We start from the raw sequence: 17,883 nt of genomic DNA on the forward strand, positions 1-17,883 counted from the left end.
GGTAACATCCACAATATGTGGAAGTTACCCATCAAAGGTTATGTATGAACTATTCAAACATTAAGTTTTCAGATATTGCAAATGGTGTTGGCGTAAGAACAACCCTGTTTGTTTCAGGCTGCCGTCTGCACTGTGAAGGCTGCTTTAATTACGAGGCGTGGGACTTCAAGAGCGGCGGAGAGTTTACTCCAGAAGTTGAGCAAGAGATTATTGACTCTCTTGCACCTGTCTATATCAACGGTCTTTCCATCCTTGGTGGAGAGCCTTTTGAGCCAGAAAACCAAGAAGGTCTTGTTGAGTTTATCGAGAAGGTTAGAGCTACCTACCCACAAAAGAGCATTTGGATGTATTCGGGTCACACTTGGGATCAGCTGACCGAGGGAAAGTGGCACACAGAGTACACTGACCGCATTCTGTCTTATATTGATGTTCTCGTAGACGGTCCATGGGTTCAGAGTCTCCACGATATTACCTTGCGTTTTAGAGGCTCTTCCAATCAGCGTCTTATTGATGTTCCTAAAACACTGGCTTCAGGAGAGGTTACCCTTTGGTCCGATGGGCCAATGCTAAGCTCTCGAGAGATGTAAAAGCTGCTTATCGCATTCAAAAAGCCCGCGTCTGCGGGCTTTTTGTTTAGGGTCGTGTTGTATAGAGAGCTTTAGTTTTCTGAAGAAGTTTGGGGCTCTGCGGGTTTCTCGCCAAGCTCGCTGATAAAGATAGCAACAAAGATAACAATGAAGCCCAGGAAAATTGTAGGGGTAATAACTTCGGCAAGGAAGATCACGCCAAAAACTGCTGCAAAAATACTGTCCAGAGAAATTATTAGTGAGGCCTGAACAGGAGTAACTGACTTCTGTGCGCGGTTCTGCAAAACACCAGTCAGTGCGGTTGCAATAAGAGTGATGTAGGCGAGGGCAACCCAGGCATTTATGGGCAGTGCCGCAAAATTGGGAACCGTTTCAAAGCAAAGCGCGTAGGCAAGGCAGGGAAGGGCGCTCACGCCAAGCTGCACCACCGTAAGTGTGATGATGTCGTATTTGTGAGTAAGCTCGGCAGTAAGCACAAAAACGAAGGCAAAAATAATGGCTGAGAGCAATGTCATCTGCTCGCCCAAGCCAAACGAGAACGAAAAATCAGTGCCCAGTGAGATAAGACCAATGCCAGCTACGCATAAAAAGGCTGCAAAGATACTGGTTCCATGAGGTTTTTTCTTTGCAATGAGCCAGTTTACAAACGGAATCATCGCGCAATAAATTGATGCAATAAAAGCAGCTTTACCTGCAGTGGTATAAGCAAGAGCTCCATTTTGGAACAGAAATCCTAGACCGTTAAGAACGCCTAAGAGCACGCCGTATTTGATATGTGTGACATTCAAGTGTTCTTTAAGTTTTTTTCTAAAGATGATGGCAACAATACCTACGGCAAAGACAAAACGTAAGGTCATAAGCCAAGCTGCCGAGATATAACTAATTGCATCTTTGATAACGACAAATGACCCGCCCCAGATAAGTGCGCAGATAAGAAGAGCAAACTTCCATACAAGCGTAGAAGAAGTATCTAGTGTGAGTCCGGAAGAGTTTCTAGTAGAAAGATCTGATGATGCCACGCGCTATCCATTCCCATCGAAGGTAAAAGTTAAGGTATAGGTAGTGATTTGAGAAAATCAAACGCGTGCAAGTATACGTGATTTTGCACTTGAAGCGCCCCACAAGCAGCATAAAAATGAGATTAGAAGTATACTCACATCTGCAAGAAAAATAAGTGTGTGCGTTTGTTATATGCAAGAAGATATTTCAAGGAGACTCGTATGTCCAACTACGTTCTGACCTGTTGCTCTACGGCCGATGTAAGTGAGAAGTACCTTCAGTCACGTGATGTGAAATACGTATATTTCAACTACGAGCTTGATGGTGTCCAGTGCAAGGATGACTTTGGTCGCACTAATGCACCAGCTGACCTCTATAAAAAGATGCTTGCAGGCGCTGAGTGCCGTACTTCACAGGTATCAATTGGTGAGTACATGGCCTTCTGGCGTCCTTTCCTTGAGGAGGGCAAAGACGTTCTTCATGTTTCGTTGAGTTCTGGCGTTTCTGGAACGTATGAGTCTGCTTGCCAGGCAAAGGTAGAAATTGAGCAGGAGTTTCCTGACAGAAAGATTGAGGTTGTCGATTCTCTTCAGGCATCTTCTGGCTATGGTTTGCTGGTAGACGGTCTTGCCGATAAGCGCGATGAGGGTCTGTCTTTTGACGAGGCGGTAGCATGGGCTAAAGAGGCTCGTCACCGTGTGTATGGATGGTTCTTCTCAACAGATCTGACCTTCTTTGTTCGTGGTGGTCGCATTTCTAAGACAGCTGGCCTGCTTGGCGGCATGCTTAACATTTGTCCTGTTATGGATATTGAGGCTGACGGTTCTTTGGCCGTTAAAGAGAAGGCACGTGGCAAAAAGAAGGCAATTGCTCGCGTTGTTGAGATTATGACTCAAACCGCTGAGCAGGGAAATGCTTACGCGCGTAAGGTGTTTATCTCTAACTCCGAGTGTGCTTCTGATGCTCAGGCTGTTAAAGAGCTTATTAAAGAGAAGCTTCCTCAGACAGGCGATATCAACATCTTTACTATTGGTGCAACAATTGGCGTTCATACTGGTCCTGGAACTGTTGCAACGTTCTGGTGGGGAGAAGAGCCTCGCGCTTAAGATGTTGCTCGAGTAGGTAAGAAAGGTCTTTAGTTATGGTTAATTTTGAGTACGTTGTACCTACTCAGGTGGTTTTTGGAAAAGATACTCAGCTTCGTGCGGCAGAGCTTGTCTCTGCTCACGGAGGCAGCAAGGTGCTAGTGCATTTTGGTGGCAATCATGTGGTAAAGAGCGGCTTGCTTGACCAGATTCACCAGCTTTTAAGCGATGCCGGAATTACTTATGTTGACTGTGGTGGAGTTGTTCCTAACCCTCGTTTAGAGCTTGCAGAAGAAGCTGTAGAGCTGGGTAAACGCGAGGGTGTTGACTTCATTTTGGCTATCGGTGGCGGATCTGTCATGGATTCTGCTAAAGCTATTGCATACGGCTTAGCCAATGATGTTTCTCTTGAAGACCTCTATTTGCATAAGGTCAGTGTTTCAAAGGCGGCTCCTATTGGTGTCATTTCTACTATCGCAGGAACTGGCTCTGAGACCTCAGATTCTTCTGTCATGAACATTACGCTGGCCGATGGTCGTGTGCTTAAACGTTCTTATCACCATCAGAGCGGTCGTCCTTGCTTTGCCATCATGAATCCAGAGCTCACTTATTCTGTAAGCGCTTATCAGACGGCGTCAACGGGCGCAGATATCATGATGCACACCATGGAGCGCTACTTTACGCTCGAGAAGGACGTGGCGCTCACTGACGAGCTGGCTGAGGGACTCTTGCGTACCGTAAAAGAAGCTGTTCTGGTTGCTGTCAAAGAGCCAGAGAACTACGCTGCACGAGCAGATTTGCTCTGGGCCTCGTCGCTTTCTCACTGCGGACTTACCGGTACTGGTCGCGTAAGCGATTTTGCCTCTCATGCAATTGAGCATGAGCTCAGCGCAAAGTATGACGTCGCTCACGGTGCTGGACTCACAGCTATTTGGGCAAGCTGGGCTCGCTACGTTATGGACCAAGATCCAGAGCGCTTTGCGCAGTTTGCCGTCAATGTTTTTGGAGTTCAAAACAATTTCCATAATCCTGTCGCTACAGGCCTTGCAGGAATTGAAGCTTGGAACCAGTGGTGTCATGCAATTGGTATGCCAACCTCCCTTGCTGAGCTTGGAGTTGCCCCTTCTGAAGAGGATATTCTTCAGATGGCTGAGGGCACTATTGACGCTCGCGGTGGAGACCATGCAGGCAACTTTATGCAACTTAAAACAGCAGATGTTCAGCAGATTCTGAGGATGGCTCTAAAGTAAAGTTTTTCAAGGCAAATTTTGTTTCATTGCGGGTATTATTACTACATACGAAGTTACTGAGCCACAAAGCTCAAACATACGGAAGGAAGATTCATGAGCGGTTTTGTTAAGGCAGACAATGTTTTTGTAAACCAGAACGCAGCGAGCCGTAATGATGTCCTGCGTTTTATTGCCGATAAATCATTGGAAGCTGGCGTAACTGACGATGCAGACGCTGTTTACAATGCTTTTTTGGCTCGTGAGGAAATGGGCGAGACCGGCATGACTGACGGTTTTGCAGTTCCACACGCAAAAGATGCTGCTATCAAGGACGCAGCTGTCTTTGTCTTCAAGAACAGCACCCCTCTTGAGTGGCCTTCTTTTGACGAGAAGCCCGTTGATGTAGCTATTGCTCTGCTTGTTCCAGACGGAGAGGCTGGCACCACTCACATCAAGCTTCTTTCTAAGACCGCTGTTCTTCTGATGAGAGATGAGTTTAAGTCTCTACTTCGTGGCTCTAATGATCAGGAAGCTATCGCTCAGGCTATTAACGAGGGCATTAACGAGGAGTAGGGTTTCTCGCCAGGCTATAGGGGGCTTGACGGGTACTTTCTGTAACAATTTAACTGGGTAAAATTTTGGACACTCAAGCACAAACTTGAGTGTCCATTTTTGTGTAAAAAGGCGTACACTTGTACTAGTTTTAGTCGAGAAGGGAGTCAGATGTTTACACCATGTACTGACAAGCGCGTTGCTGTCTTTTTTGCTGATGGTTGTGAAGAGATTGAGGGACTGAGCGTTGTTGACGTCCTGTATCGTGCAGGTATTCCCTGTGACAAAGTGTCTATATCTGATTCTTTGAGCGTGACTTCTTCTCACCAGGTTACCTTTTTAACAGACAAGCTGCTCAGTCAGGTCTCGTTTGATGATTACAGCATGTTGGTGCTTCCTGGTGGTCTTCCCGGAACCACTAATCTTGAGGCTTGTGAGCCACTTATGCAGGCAGTTGATGCGTTTGCAGCAGATGGACGTGCACTTGCCGCAATTTGTGCCGCTCCTTCTATTTATGCAAAGCGCGGATTGCTTACGGGTAAGAAGGCCACTTCCAACCCAGGTTTCCAGCATTTTCTCTCAGAGAATGGCGCCAATCTTTCGCAAGATGCGGTTTGTGTTGATGGTTCTTTCATTACCAGCCAAGGTGCAGGAACCGCTCTTAAGTTTGGCCTAGAGATTGTCCGTTATCTTGTAGGTAATGACGTGGCAGAAAAAGTTTCTCAAGGTATTGTGCTTATCTAAGCCATGACACCTTCTCAAAAACAGTACCTGGTTATTGATTTAAAGAGTTTCTACGCATCGGTTGAGTGTGTTGAGCGGGGCCTTGATCCCATGAAGGCCAAGCTTGTTGTGGCAGATCTTACCAGGACAGAAAAGACAATTTGTTTGGCGGTTTCACCGGCGCTTCGTGCGTTGGGTGTTCCTGGACGTTGTCGCGTTTTTGAGATTCCCAAAAATCTTACGTACGAGGTGGCTTCTCCCCGCATGGCTTTGTATGTGGAGCGCTCTGCAGACGTTTATTCGGTGTACCTCAAATACATTGCCCCAGAAGACATCCACGTTTACTCCATTGACGAGGCATTTATTGATGTAACACCGTACTTATCGCTTTACGGATGCACAGCAAGAGAGCTAGGCGAGAAGATCCGTGCAGACGTAGCAAAAACCACTGGTATCCCTGCTACGTGTGGTTTGGGCCCAAATTTGTATCTGGCAAAAATTGCGCTTGATATTACGGCAAAGCACAGCCCAAATTTCTTTGGTGAGCTTGATGAAGAGTCATACAAACTTAAACTTTGGAACCATAAACCTTTGACTGATTTTTGGCATATTGGTGCTGGTATTCAAAAGCGTCTTGCGGCAATGAATATTCACACCATGGGACAGCTTGCCATGGCTCCTACAGAACCTCTATATAAAGAATTTGGCGTTGATGCAGAAATCCTTATTGATCATGCATGGGGCATTGAGCCAACTACCATTGCAGACATTAAGTCCTATAAGTCTCAAAGCCATTCAGTTTCAACAGCACAGGTCTTTGATCACAACAGGGATACAGAAGGTGCACGCCTCATCTTTAAAGAGATGGTCGAGGCGTTGACGCTTGAGCTTGTAACGCAAAAGCTGGTCTGCTCTTCTATTGGTATCTATATTGGCTACTCGGCAACAGAGAGCCAGATGGAAGAGCTGAGGCAAACCGGAGATTATAGAAACTGGAGAAGACATATTCCCTCCAGCAGTGGTACTAGGAAACTCTCTTACCCTACTAACTCTAGAGATGAGCTTATGGCAGAGGTTTTGTCTTTCTTTGACGAGCGAGTAATACCTTCAGAAAGCGTGCATCGCGTTGGCCTTACCTTTGGAAACACTCAAGAAGAAACGGGATCGGGTATTCAGACGTCGCTTTTCCAGGACACTACCGTTTTAGAGAAAGAACGCCAGCGCCAAGATACCATCAACGCCATAAAGAAGAAGTTTGGAAAGAACTCTTTGCTCAAAGCTATGGACTTGCTTCCCGAAGCAACTGCTCGACAGAGAAATGCTCAGATTGGAGGACACCGTAGTGGAGAAGAAACCAATGAAGCCTAGACAGGATTTCTCGCCAGCGGAAGATGGTGCAAAAGAGGAGGCGTTTGCATCGCAGATGCACTACGGACACCCCCGCATGTCACGAGCAAACAGAGCAAAAATATTCATGCCTTTTGATGCATTGAAGGGTTTAAGAGAGGCTTTAGCAGAAAGAGAACAAGAAGCTCAAGACCATATAAAAGACTTTCATGACTTACCACACTGGTCATAGGTTTATACGATAAAATAGACAGGTCGTATAAAGAAATCGAGGAGGTTTCATGAACCCCAAAGCAAAAATTGCCATCCCAGCAATTGTGGCTCTCATTTTTATCGTCATTGATTTTGTTGCACCAGTTCAGTATCTCAGCTATTTCCACACGGTATTTAACTTTGCAACTCGTCAGACAAGTCCAATTTCCCTGATACTTGCACGTGTCACCTACATTGTTTTCCTGTGTTACCTATTTGCTGCGGTTTCAGGTCTTCTGAGGGGCTTCCGTCCTCGTCTTAGGTGGGGTCTCTCCATTCTCTCTGTAGTTGGTTTAACTTCCGCACTTACAGAGCTCTCTGTGATGATTTCTATCAGCCAGGCAGTGAACTTCACCACCCTTATTCTTAACGTCATGATTGTTACCTTCCTGCTCTTTACCGCTCTTCTTGCGCTTCTCATTTGGGTTCGTGCTAAGAAAGAGTTTGACCAGCGTCAGGCTGATCTTGAGGAGGAAGAGGTTGTTGTTGCTCCAATGCCTCTTGCTACTGAGGGCGCAGAAGTTGCTCCTGTTGTCCCTGTAACTGCAGAGGCAACAGCAGCACCTGCTCCAGAAGCAACTGTCACAACCGTCGCACCTGAGGCTCCTGCAGCTCCAGAAGCTCCAGCAGCACCTGAGGCTCCACAGGAGTAGTTGCCCACATACTCTCTTCTTGTTTGGAGGAATTCTTACTTATAGGAGAACCGTATGTCTTTTGTTGAATTTAAAGAGGTAACAAAGACGTATACCATGGGCTCCGTCAAGGTACACGCTGTCCATGACATGAACTTCTCCATAGAAGAGGGCGAGCTTTGCGTAATTGTCGGCCCATCAGGCGCCGGTAAAACAACTGTCTTAAATATGCTCGGAGGTATGGATACCTGTACCTCCGGGTCTATTTATTTAGACGGAAAAGAAATTGGCAGGCTTTCAGAAAAAGAAAGAACACTCTATCGCCGTCACGACATTGGCTTTGTTTTCCAGTTTTACAATCTTGTTCCTAATCTCACTGCAAAAGAAAACGTTGAGCTTGCTTCTCAGATTTGTCTTGACCCCATGCAGCCAGAAGATGCACTTCGAGCTGTTGGTCTTGAGCATCGTATGGATAACTTCCCAGCTCAGCTCTCTGGTGGAGAGCAGCAGCGTGTTTCTATTGCGCGTGCTTTGGCAAAGAACCCGCGTCTTTTGCTTTGCGATGAGCCAACAGGTGCGCTGGATTATAAAACAGGAAAGCAAATTCTTAAGCTTTTGCAGGATATGTGCAAAGAGCAGCATAAGACCGTGGCTATTGTTACGCACAACTTTGCGTTCACTCAAATTGCCGATAGGGTAATCCACGTTAAAGAGGGTCAGGCTCAATCGGTAGAAATTAATCAGCACCCAGCTGACGCACTTACCGTTGAGTGGTAGTTATGCCCCACGCTCTTTTCACCGAGATTACTCGGACCATCAAAGGGTCTCCCGCCAGATTTCTTGCAATTGCAGGAATTGTGGCGTTGGGCTGCGGCTTCTTTGCGGGACTCAAAATGGCAAGCCCTGACATGCAAGAAGCGGCTCATACGTTTTACGCAAACCAGCATCTTTATGACCTTCGCGTCATCTCAACACTTGGATTAAGCGAAAAGGACGTTTCCGCCCTTGCATCAGTTGAGGGCGTTGAGGCGGTTATGCCTTCTCGCACGGTAGACGTTATGGCTACGTTGACGTCATCGCAATCTACTGCTCGTGTGAGTTCTTTTAGACCCGGTGAGCTGAACCAGCCAATAGTTGTTGAGGGAAGGCTCCCTCAAGGGCCTTACGAGTGCGTAATGAGCGCAGATCCCAAGAAACGTGCTGATATTAGCCTTGGCCAACAGATTGAGCTGCCAGATACTTCAAACGGCGTTCATTTAAAGGGCGGCTCGTACACGGTTGTTGGTTTTGTAAATGCGCCAACCTATCCGTATGTAAGCAATTTTGGCACCACATCGTTAGGCAATGGCATTGTGCAGCAGTTTGTGTATGTCACTGAAGATGCTTTTGCAGACGATGACCCTTATACCGAAGTGTATTTGACGGTTCAGGGTGCTACCAGGTATAAGAGCGGTTCATCGGCGTATCAGAGTGCAGTTGATAGCGTTGCAAAACGCATTACACAGATGAATCCGTCACTTGCTGCTCTTCGTTTGCAAGAGCTCAAAGATGACGCGCAAGCACAGGTTGATGAGGCTCGTCAAAAGCTGGAGCAATCAAGACAAGAGGCCGCAGATAAACTAGGGGATGCCCAGAAGAAGCTGGACGATGCAGAGGCACAGATTTCCGCTCAGCAGCAAAAGCTGGCTGATGGTCAGCGCCAATATGATGCAGGACGTCAGCAGCTTACTGCTTCGCGCTACCGTGCTGAGCAGCAATTTGCCCATGCGGAAGCTCAGATTGCAGCTTCAGAGGCTCAGATAGCCCAGGGAACAGCTGAGCTTAGTGCAGGAGAGGCTCAGTATCAGGCTGGCCTTGCCGCTTTTAATGCAGGACAAGCAACGTTTACACAGCAAAAGAGTGCGTTTGAAGCGGGTAGAGATGCGTTTCTTTCGGGACTTGCTGCGCAAGGAATTACGGCTTCTACACTAGAAGAAGCACAGCAGCAGCTCAGTGCTTTAGGTCTACCAACCTCGCAAGCGGACGCTCTTCTCGCCACACAGGCGCAGATTAGCGCTGCGGAGGCAGAGCTGGCTTCCCAGCAGCAGGCTTTAGCAGCAGCGCGAGAAGAGCTAGATCAGCGTACGGCTCAACTGCATGAGGCAGAGTCTCAGGTAGCTCAGGCGCGCCAGGACTTGAGTGAAGCAAGAAGCGCTACTGCAGACCAGCTGTCTGCAGCTCAGGAAAAACTTGCCGCGTCGCTTAGCCGCCTAAACGCAGGACAAACAGCACTTCAAAGCGCTGAAGCCCAGACTACTGAGGGAAGGCAAAGCCTTGAGGAGCAACGCACTAAGGTTGAGAAACAACTTGCTGATGGTCAGAAAGAGCTCGATGAAGCTCAAAAGAAGATTGATGAGCTTAAAGAACCTGATGTGTATGTACTTGATCGCACAAAAGAGATTGGTGTTGCAGCTTATCAAGCAGACTCTGAGCGTATCAATGATATTGCTAATGTATTCCCACTGATGTTCTTCTTGGTTGCAGCTCTGGTTTCACTTACCAGTATGACGCGAATGGTTTCTGAAGAGCGTACGCTTATTGGTGTTCATAAGGCGCTTGGTTATTCAACTGCTCAGATTGCGGCAAAGTACCTGTTATATGCCTTGCTCGCCTCACTTTTGGGTGCCGTTATTGGCATAGCATGTTTAAGTCAAGTGTTGCCAGGCGTTATTATCTCTGCATACGGGTCAATTTATACCATCCCAAATGGGGGAGCTCCTTATTCTATTCAGCTTGATAGTGCGCTACTCTCTGGACTTTCCGGTATAGGCATTACGCTGCTCTCTACAATGGCCGCCGTCTTGTCATCACTAAAAGAAGAACCTTCCAGTCTTATGCTGCCAAAAGCTCCAAAAGCGGGCTCAAAGATTTTGCTTGAGCGCGTTGAGCCTCTATGGTCCAGATTGTCTTTCTCGTGGAAAGTTACAATCAGAAACCTTGTCCGCTATAAGCGACGCTTGATTATGACGCTGGTGGGAATTGCTGGATGTACCGCACTCTTATTAGTGGCTTTTGGCCTTAGAGATTCCATTAGCGACATCATTGATAACCAATGGCCAGCTATCTCGCATTATGACTACATTGTGGGAATGACCTCCGATGTTTCAAGCGAAGAAGCGGATCAGATTAATGCAGAGCTCAATCAAGTGGGCGCCACAAATATTCATCGCATAACAAGAGAAAATGTTCTTCTTGAGTCACCTACACAAAAGGCAGGCTCGCTGACAAGAACAACTATTATGACCAGCAATTCTCTTCAAGACCTCACCGGTTTAGCAACCCTGCGTAATCGCCTTTCTGGTCAGGCAATAGAGCTTGGAGAAGACTCGGTAGTAATTACAGAGAAGCTTGCAAAACGACTTGGTGTAGGTGTGGGAGATACCATTCAGGTCTATGCTCAAGACAGAATTGGAAACGCTTCAGGTGAGCCAAGCACGCTTACTATTACAGGAGTTGCCGAGAATTACGTTGGGTCGTATCTATATGTGGGACCTTCTGCATGGCATTCCCTGGGCATTCAAGATGACGCCACGGATGGCTGGTATGCAACGCTTCCCGAGAATCAAACAACAAGAGATGCGTTTGGAGAAAAGCTTATTAACCAGGCAGGAGTTGCAACAGTAGATGATGTCAATGAGGCTATTCATACCTACAAAGAATCACTTGCCGTAGTTAATCGCGTGGTAGCCATTCTTATTGTGGCCGCAGCTCTGTTGGCTTTTATCGTCTTGTATAACCTCACTAATATCAATATTGAAGAACGTATTAGAGAGATTGCCAGCCTCAAAGTTCTTGGATTTACGCGCCATGAAGTTGATGCCTATGTCTTTAGAGAAATTGCGTTACTAGCCGTCTTTGGAGCACTCTTTGGACTTGTTCTAGGAACGTATCTTGAGGGATTTGTAGTCCAAACTGCTGAGATTGATCTTGTTATGTTTGGTCGAGCTATCCATGCACCAAGTTATTGGTTTGCCTTTGGACTTACGCTTGTTTTCTCGCTGTTAGTGTATGTTGCCATGCGGCCAAAACTCAAAAATATTGATATGGTGGAGAGCTTGAAGAGCGTCGAGTAGACATCTTTTGCACGCCCAAGAGAGGCACATTTTAGATAAGATAGAAGATAGTCGAGATTGCTTATTTATAAGGAGTTGGTATGCCTAAGGTTTCTTTTGTAATTCCTGCATACAACATCGAATCGTACATTGGGCGTTGTATTCAAAGCGTAAAGAATCAGACGTTTGGTGATTTTGAAGCAATTATTGTTGATGACGCCTCAACAGATTCCACTCCAGAGAAAATCGTTACGGCAGTAGGGGATGACAAAAGGTTCAAAGTTGTTACTCATGCAACTAACCAGGGACTTCATCTTGCACGTAAAACTGCTGCAGCTCATACAAAAGGCGAGTGGGTCTTTTGCCTAGACGGTGATGATGAGGTTACTCCTGATTTTCTTGAGCAGGTAGTTGCTCGTATTGATCAGAACCCTGTTGATATTCTTCATCTGGGCATTACTGTTATTCCAGAAAATGGTGTAAGTGAAGCTGAGGCAGAAGGCTTTGGTAACTTCATCAACCAGCAGTCCCACTTAACACAGGGTGAAGAAGTCCTTTGTGCTATCTACGATGAAGGTTATGGCCAGAAGATTGATTGGCGTACTACACAGCGTCTATATCGTGGAGAGCTTTTCCGTTCTGCTTTTGCAGAGATGACTTCAGAGCGTCTAGTAAGAGCAGAAGATGCCTATGAGGTATTTGTTCTTTCCGATAAGGCTCAGTCTGCTGATGGATTTGAATCCTGCAGAGGTCTTCTCTACCACTTTGGTATTGGTGTAACAGGAGCTTCTCGCATTTCTTTAGATAAGTTTGGTGAGTTCTGTTATCAGTTCTTAGACAATATTGAACAGACAGAGCTTTATATTGGCAAAACAGACAATGCTGCTTACGTGAGGTCTTTTGAAGGTATGAAGCACAAACTGATGGAGCTTTTGATTGGAGACTGGAAGTCTCGTCTTGCTCCTGAAGATCAAGAGGCAGCCCTTGAGCCGTTTGCCATTCTCTTTGGACCATCAGTAGCTGCTCGAGAGCTCTATCGCTTTGTAAGAGATAAAGCATACGAGGCCATTGCCACTGGTACAGAGCTTCCAGAAGACAGCGATGCATATCGCTATAGGACATATGCAAAGAAATATGCCGCTCTCATGCATCAGGATGAGGGACTGTCGTTTGATAGGGCAGTTCGCATGAAACAGTTTGCCGATGAGCACATGGAATATCTAGAGAGAAAGCACATGGTAAAGATGTTTGAGCAGCAGCCTATTCGCATTCTGATTACTTCTCACAAAGATGTTGATGTTCCCGCAAGTAACTACCTTCAGCCTATCCAGGTAGGACCAGGCCAGAAGACCAATCGCTTTACGTATATGCTCCATGACGATGAGGGCGATACCATTACCGAGAAAAACCCCATGTACTGTGAGATGACTACACAGTATTGGGCATGGAAGAACATTACCAATGTTCGCTATGTTGGCTTTGGTCATTATCGTCGCTACTTCAACTTTACCGATACGGTTTATCCAGAAAATCCGTTTGGTGAGGTTATGGATGACTTCATTGATGAGGATGCCATCAAGAAATATGGTCTTGATGATCAGACCATTGCTCAGTGCATTGAGGGCTATGACCTCATTACCACTGGGGTAAAGGATATTAGCAAATTCCCTGGAAGCGCTAATACACCTCTTGAGCAGTACCATTCCGCTCCGCTACTCCATCCAAAGGATATGGATACCATGGCTGCGCTTATCGTTGAGCGACATCCAGAGTATGCAGAGGACGTAAACGCTTTTCTCAATGGTCATCAGCAGTGCTTCTGCAACATGTATATCATGCGTAAAGAGCTCTTTGATCGCTATGCAGCATGGGTGTTCCCACTTGTTGATGAGTGGACTGCCCGTACTGATATGTCCACCTATAGCAAAGAGGCCCTAAGAACCCCAGGTCATCTGACTGAGCGCCTCTTTAATATCTGGCGTATGCATATGCTGCGTACAGAGGGCAAAAACTGGAAGGTAAAAGAGCTCCAGTGCATTCACTTTACCAATCCAGAGCCTCGTCAGAAGTTTATTCCTCTCTTTGAAGAGAAGCCTGAGATTGCAAGCCAGAACGTTGTTCCTGTTGTTTTTGCAGCAGACAACAACTATGTTCCAATTCTTACCTGTGCTATGGGCTCAATGCTTGAAAACGCCGATCCTAACCGTTTCTACGATGTGGTCGTTCTCAACACCAATATTGGCGGATCAAAGCAGGAGCTGATTAAGAAGCACTTCTCGCGTTATAAGAATGCTCGTATTACGTTCTATAACGTGTGGCGCATGGTCAAAGACTACAAGCTAGACACTAATAACGCGCATATTAGTGTGGAGACATACTTCCGTTTCTTGGCTCAAGATATTCTTTCTGCTTACGATAAGGTTGTCTATCTTGACTCTGATCTTGTGGTTAACGGTAATGTTGCTGAACTGTATGATGTAAGAATGGGCAACAATCTTATTGCCGCAACGCTTGATATTGACTATCTGGCAAACCTTAACGTTCGCGGTGGAGACCGCATGAAGTACAGCCTTGACGTGCTTAATCTTAAGAATCCTTATGCCTACTTCCAGGCGGGAGTTATGGTCTTTAATACTGCTGAGCTGCGCCGTTATCACACTGTTCCAGAGTGGTTACGTATTGCATCCAATCCAATCTTTATCTACAACGATCAAGATATTCTGAACAGCGAGTGCCAGGGTCGCGTTGTCTATCTCCCTGCTGACTGGAACGTGACACACAACATTTTTGGTCGTGCCGAGAAACTCTATCCAATGGCACCAAATAGCGTCTTTGATGACTATCAGGCAGCACGTCGTGCTCCAAAGATTGTTCACTTTGCTGGTGCTATTAAGCCTTGGCAGAACGCTAGCTGCGACATGGCCTCCTATTTCTGGAAGTACGCGCGTAACACTCCGTTCTACGAGGTTATTATTCAGGACATGGTGCCAGGCGCTAGAAATGACTCCGACGTCACAGAGTTCCACGAGCGCGCGCTTTCTGATGCAAGCCCTCTGCGCAAGATTATTGACCCCATTGCACCATATGGCAGCGCAAGGCGAGAAGCCCTTAAGGCCCTTGGTAGAACCTTAAGAGGACGCAAATAAATACCTGGTAGGTGCAAGATTTCTTGCACCTACGTTTTTATGTTTGGAGTAGTAATGGCAGCACTTTCGCCAAAAGATGTCGCTCGTGCGGCAGAGCTCAATAGAATTTTGAACCATGCGGCATATGCCTACTATGCCCTTGATAATCCAGAGCTTACTGACGCTGAGTTTGACCGTCTGCTTATTGAGCTTCAGCAGCTTGAGGCAGCATATCCAGAGCTTGTAACTGAGGATAGCTATACCCAGCGCGTAGGTGGATATGTTTCTGAGCAGTTTGAGCCAGTCCAGCATGCCGCCCGTATGTATTCCATGGATGATGCCATGAACTTAGAGGAGCTGGATGCATGGCTTTCCAGAACTGATGAGGCTCTTGGTGCGTCACCTACAAACCCTGTGGCATATACCTGTGAGCTTAAGATTGACGGCTTAGGTGTTGCATTAACGTATCGTGACGGACAGTTTGTTCGCGCTGCTACACGAGGTGATGGCAGCACGGGAGAAAACGTTACAGCAAACGTATTGACTATCTCTGATGTTCCACGAGAGCTTGCACTTGCAGGTCTTGAGCAGGTTGAAAATAGGGGCCTTAACCAGAGCATTGAGGTGCGCGGTGAGGTCTATATGCCAAAGCATTCCTTTATTCGTTTGAATGAAGACGCGGATGCTGCTGGTAAACAGCCTTTTGCAAACCCAAGAAATGCAGCCGCTGGATCTTTGCGTCAGAAGGATCCAAAGATTACCGCTCATCGCGACCTTGAGACCTTTATCTACGCAGTGGCTGATGAGGGTCCTCTTGATGTTCACAGTCAGTGGGAGTTCTTGAACTGGCTTCGTAGCTGCGGCTTTAATGTTAATCCTCATGCCCGTCGTTGCCTGAGCGCTCATGAGGTTCATGATTTCTGTGCGCAAGCTCTTGAGCAGCGAGGAGACCTTAACTACGACATTGACGGCGTGGTGGTAAAGGTTGATTCGTTTGCCAGCCAAGAAGCTCTAGGATTTACTTCTCGCGCTCCGCGTTGGGCTATTGCATTTAAGTTCCCACCTGAGGAAAAGCAAACCGTTTTGCGAGAAATTCGTATTCAAGTTGGTCGTACGGGTGTACTCACACCTGTTGCTGAGTTTGATCCCGTCACGGTTGCGGGTTCTACCATTGCGCGCGCAACTCTCCACAACCTTGATGAGATTCGTCGCAAAAACGTGCGCGAGGGTGACACCATCATTGTCCACAAGGCAGGAGATGTTATTCCAGAGGTTGTAGGACCAGTTTTGAGTCTTCGGCCTGCAGATGCTGTTGAGTTCCAGATGCCAACTACCTGCCCAAGCTGTGGCAGCCCTGTTATTCAGGAAGAAGGAGAAGTGGCTTTCCGCTGCGTCTCTATTGATTGCCCTGCTCAGGCAGTTGAGCGCCTGATTCACTGGGGCAGCCGTAAGGCCATGGACATTGACGGCCTTGGCGACGAGCTTATTAACCGTATGGTTGAAGAGGGCGTCCTCTCTGATGTTGCTGACTTCTACGACAAACTCACTGAAGAAACGCTGTCCAGCATGCCTACGGGCCGCGTGTACGATACTGATACCGCAGATCACCTTTCTGGTGACAGCATTCCCGTGGGTCACACAATTGCCAAGAAGGTTATGGCAAAGGTTGAGGAATCAAAGACGCGAGGCCTCGGACGCGTGCTCTTTGGTATTGGCATGAGGCACGTTGGTGCTAACGTCGCAGAGCTGCTTGCCCAAGAATTTGGCTCTATTCAGGCGCTTGCTACAGCTCCTGTCGAGAAGATCGCTGAAATCCCAGGTATTGGTCCTAAGATTGCAGAGTCTGTACACGAGTTCTTCTCGATACCAGAAAATGTTGCCGTTATTGAGCGTCTTCGTCAGGCAGGCGTAATGCTTGAGGAAGAAAAGCCAGAAAACGAGCTTCCTCAGACGCTTGCTGGACTTACGTTTGTTTTAACGGGAACCCTTGAGCACTTCACACGCGATGAGGCTGGCGCCCAGCTTAAAGCCATGGGAGCAAAGGTTTCCGGCTCTGTATCTAAAAAGACAAGCTTTGTAGTGGCAGGAGAAGCTGCGGGATCTAAGCTTACAAAGGCTGAAAGCTTAGGTGTTCCCGTACTTGATGAGGCTGCGCTTCAGCAAATTCTTGAAACAGGACAGGTACCTGCATAAATGTGTATATTCAGTAATAAAGTGGTGATGTATACTACCTTGTTACTATCAGTAAAAAGGAGACGACCAAATGAAACTTATAAAAAACAAGTATGTTTCTCTTGGAATGATGTTTTTGATTTTAGCAATCATCCTGAGTGTGGCATCAAACGTTAATGATCTATTTGTTGGTATGCTCTATGGCATATCCCTAGGAATATTGATTTTAGGATTGCTTTCTACTCAAAATAGTTTGCGTTTATGCAATCGATAATCTATCCAAAAGGAAAAGCTATGGCAGATAAAAACATTTTGGTTCTTTGTTATTCTCGCTGCACTACGTGTAAGAGAGCCCTCAAATGGCTTGATGATCATGGTGTTTCTTATACGCTGCGCGATATTAAAGAGGAGAATCCAACTGCTGAAGAGCTTGCTGAATGGCACAAACTGAGCGGTCTTTCTATCAGAAAGTTCTTCAACACTTCAGGTATGGTATATCGCGATAATAACATCAAGGAGCAGCTTGATGCAGGTATGAGCGATAGTGACGCCTATAATTTGCTTGCTACCACGGGTATGCTGGTCAAGCGCCCATTGGTTGTTGCAGGCAATACCATTCTTCTTGGATTTAAAGAGCCTGCATGGGAAGAAGCACTTCTGTAAAACTAGCTTCTTCAGCATGCATTTCTACAGCATGCATCAGTTTGCAGATAAGCGTTAGTAATAAGGCGGCTACCAAGTGAACTGCCTCCCATTTCTTATGTCCAAGAAATGGGAGGCAGTTCATATGCGGGTGATTATGATTCTGCAGCGTGTTAGCGTCGACTTTTAGACCTGGCGCACAAAATAGCGCAGCTTTGGTAGGTTCTGTTGAAGAACTGACATGTTTCTAATCAAGATAGCTAGGCAGCTAGGCAGTCGCACTACCTGATATGCATCTCTATGCATAAACTTCATCTAATATGCTAGAAAATGAATAGGCTTATATAAGAAATTTAACTATCGATAAATTCTGTATCTACGGAACACACCTAAGTCAGATATTCTGCTCAATTGCGGGCATTTTACACACCTAATGACGATAATCTG

Annotated in this window: 15 protein-coding genes; 14 read left to right on the forward strand and 1 reads right to left on the reverse strand. The window is 46.6% G+C overall.

Annotated elements, in window-relative coordinates:
* Positions 1–44: 44 nt before the first annotated feature.
* Complete coding sequence (gene nrdG, locus HMPREF1492_RS03495; RefSeq protein WP_035435901.1) at positions 45–587, forward strand: anaerobic ribonucleoside-triphosphate reductase activating protein; 543 nt, start codon at positions 45–47, stop codon at positions 585–587.
* Positions 588–658: 71 nt separating this feature from the next.
* Here the strand turns inward: nrdG and HMPREF1492_RS03500 are convergent, their stop codons facing one another.
* The gene (locus HMPREF1492_RS03500; RefSeq protein ID WP_035435904.1) at positions 659–1,606 is read right to left on the reverse strand and encodes a DMT family transporter; all 948 of its coding nucleotides are present in this window, start codon (positions 1,604–1,606) and stop codon (positions 659–661) included.
* Between the two features lie 201 nt (positions 1,607–1,807).
* Here HMPREF1492_RS03500 and HMPREF1492_RS03505 point away from each other — a divergent pair, with 201 nt between their 5' ends.
* The 13 genes from HMPREF1492_RS03505 to HMPREF1492_RS03565 all read left to right on the forward strand — a co-directional run bounded on the left by HMPREF1492_RS03505 (position 1,808) and on the right by HMPREF1492_RS03565 (position 17,457).
* Entirely contained in the window at positions 1,808–2,692 is an 885-nt protein-coding gene (locus HMPREF1492_RS03505) for a DegV family protein (RefSeq protein ID WP_035435908.1), read from the forward strand.
* A 35-nt stretch (positions 2,693–2,727) separates the two neighbouring features.
* A complete protein-coding gene (locus HMPREF1492_RS03510; RefSeq protein ID WP_035435911.1) occupies positions 2,728–3,921 on the forward strand; it encodes an iron-containing alcohol dehydrogenase in 1,194 nt (397 codons plus the stop codon).
* 93 nt (positions 3,922–4,014) lie between these two features.
* Entirely contained in the window at positions 4,015–4,473 is a 459-nt protein-coding gene (locus tag HMPREF1492_RS03515) for a PTS sugar transporter subunit IIA (protein WP_035435914.1), read from the forward strand.
* 150 nt (positions 4,474–4,623) lie between these two features.
* Positions 4,624–5,196, forward strand: a complete 573-nt coding sequence (locus tag HMPREF1492_RS03520; protein WP_035435917.1) for a DJ-1 family glyoxalase III — start codon at positions 4,624–4,626, stop codon at positions 5,194–5,196.
* Between the two features lie 3 nt (positions 5,197–5,199).
* Positions 5,200–6,543 carry a Y-family DNA polymerase gene (locus tag HMPREF1492_RS03525; RefSeq protein WP_035435920.1) on the forward strand — a complete coding sequence of 448 codons (1,344 nt, stop codon included), beginning with the start codon at positions 5,200–5,202 and terminating at the stop codon, positions 6,541–6,543.
* The gene (locus tag HMPREF1492_RS03530) at positions 6,518–6,754 is read left to right on the forward strand and encodes a hypothetical protein (protein ID WP_156924096.1); all 237 of its coding nucleotides are present in this window, start codon (positions 6,518–6,520) and stop codon (positions 6,752–6,754) included. Before HMPREF1492_RS03525 ends, HMPREF1492_RS03530 begins: the two co-directional genes overlap by 26 nt.
* 49 nt (positions 6,755–6,803) lie before the next feature.
* Positions 6,804–7,427: a hypothetical protein gene (locus HMPREF1492_RS07695; protein ID WP_035435925.1), complete on the forward strand. Its 624-nt coding sequence runs from the start codon at positions 6,804–6,806 to the stop codon at positions 7,425–7,427.
* Positions 7,428–7,481: 54 nt separating this feature from the next.
* Entirely contained in the window at positions 7,482–8,183 is a 702-nt protein-coding gene (locus HMPREF1492_RS03540) for an ABC transporter ATP-binding protein (RefSeq protein WP_035435928.1), read from the forward strand.
* 2 nt (positions 8,184–8,185) lie between these two features.
* Positions 8,186–11,518 (forward strand): FtsX-like permease family protein, encoded by a 3,333-nt coding sequence (locus HMPREF1492_RS03545; protein ID WP_035435931.1) that lies wholly within the window; start codon positions 8,186–8,188, stop codon positions 11,516–11,518.
* An 80-nt stretch (positions 11,519–11,598) separates the two neighbouring features.
* Positions 11,599–14,643, forward strand: coding sequence for a DUF4422 domain-containing protein (locus HMPREF1492_RS07260; protein WP_051479378.1), 3,045 nt, complete (start codon positions 11,599–11,601; stop codon positions 14,641–14,643).
* A 54-nt stretch (positions 14,644–14,697) separates the two neighbouring features.
* Complete coding sequence (gene ligA, locus HMPREF1492_RS03555; protein WP_035435933.1) at positions 14,698–16,815, forward strand: NAD-dependent DNA ligase LigA; 2,118 nt, start codon at positions 14,698–14,700, stop codon at positions 16,813–16,815.
* A gap of 70 nt (positions 16,816–16,885) precedes the next feature.
* Positions 16,886–17,068 carry a hypothetical protein gene (locus HMPREF1492_RS03560; protein WP_035435936.1) on the forward strand — a complete coding sequence of 61 codons (183 nt, stop codon included), beginning with the start codon at positions 16,886–16,888 and terminating at the stop codon, positions 17,066–17,068.
* A 20-nt stretch (positions 17,069–17,088) separates the two neighbouring features.
* Positions 17,089–17,457, forward strand: coding sequence for an arsenate reductase family protein (locus HMPREF1492_RS03565; RefSeq protein ID WP_035435939.1), 369 nt, complete (start codon positions 17,089–17,091; stop codon positions 17,455–17,457).
* The last annotated feature ends 426 nt before the right edge of the window (positions 17,458–17,883 follow it).

Origin of the sequence: Atopobium sp. BS2 (genome assembly GCF_000565075.1) — a bacterium.
Lineage (GTDB): Bacteria > Actinomycetota > Coriobacteriia > Coriobacteriales > Atopobiaceae > Lancefieldella.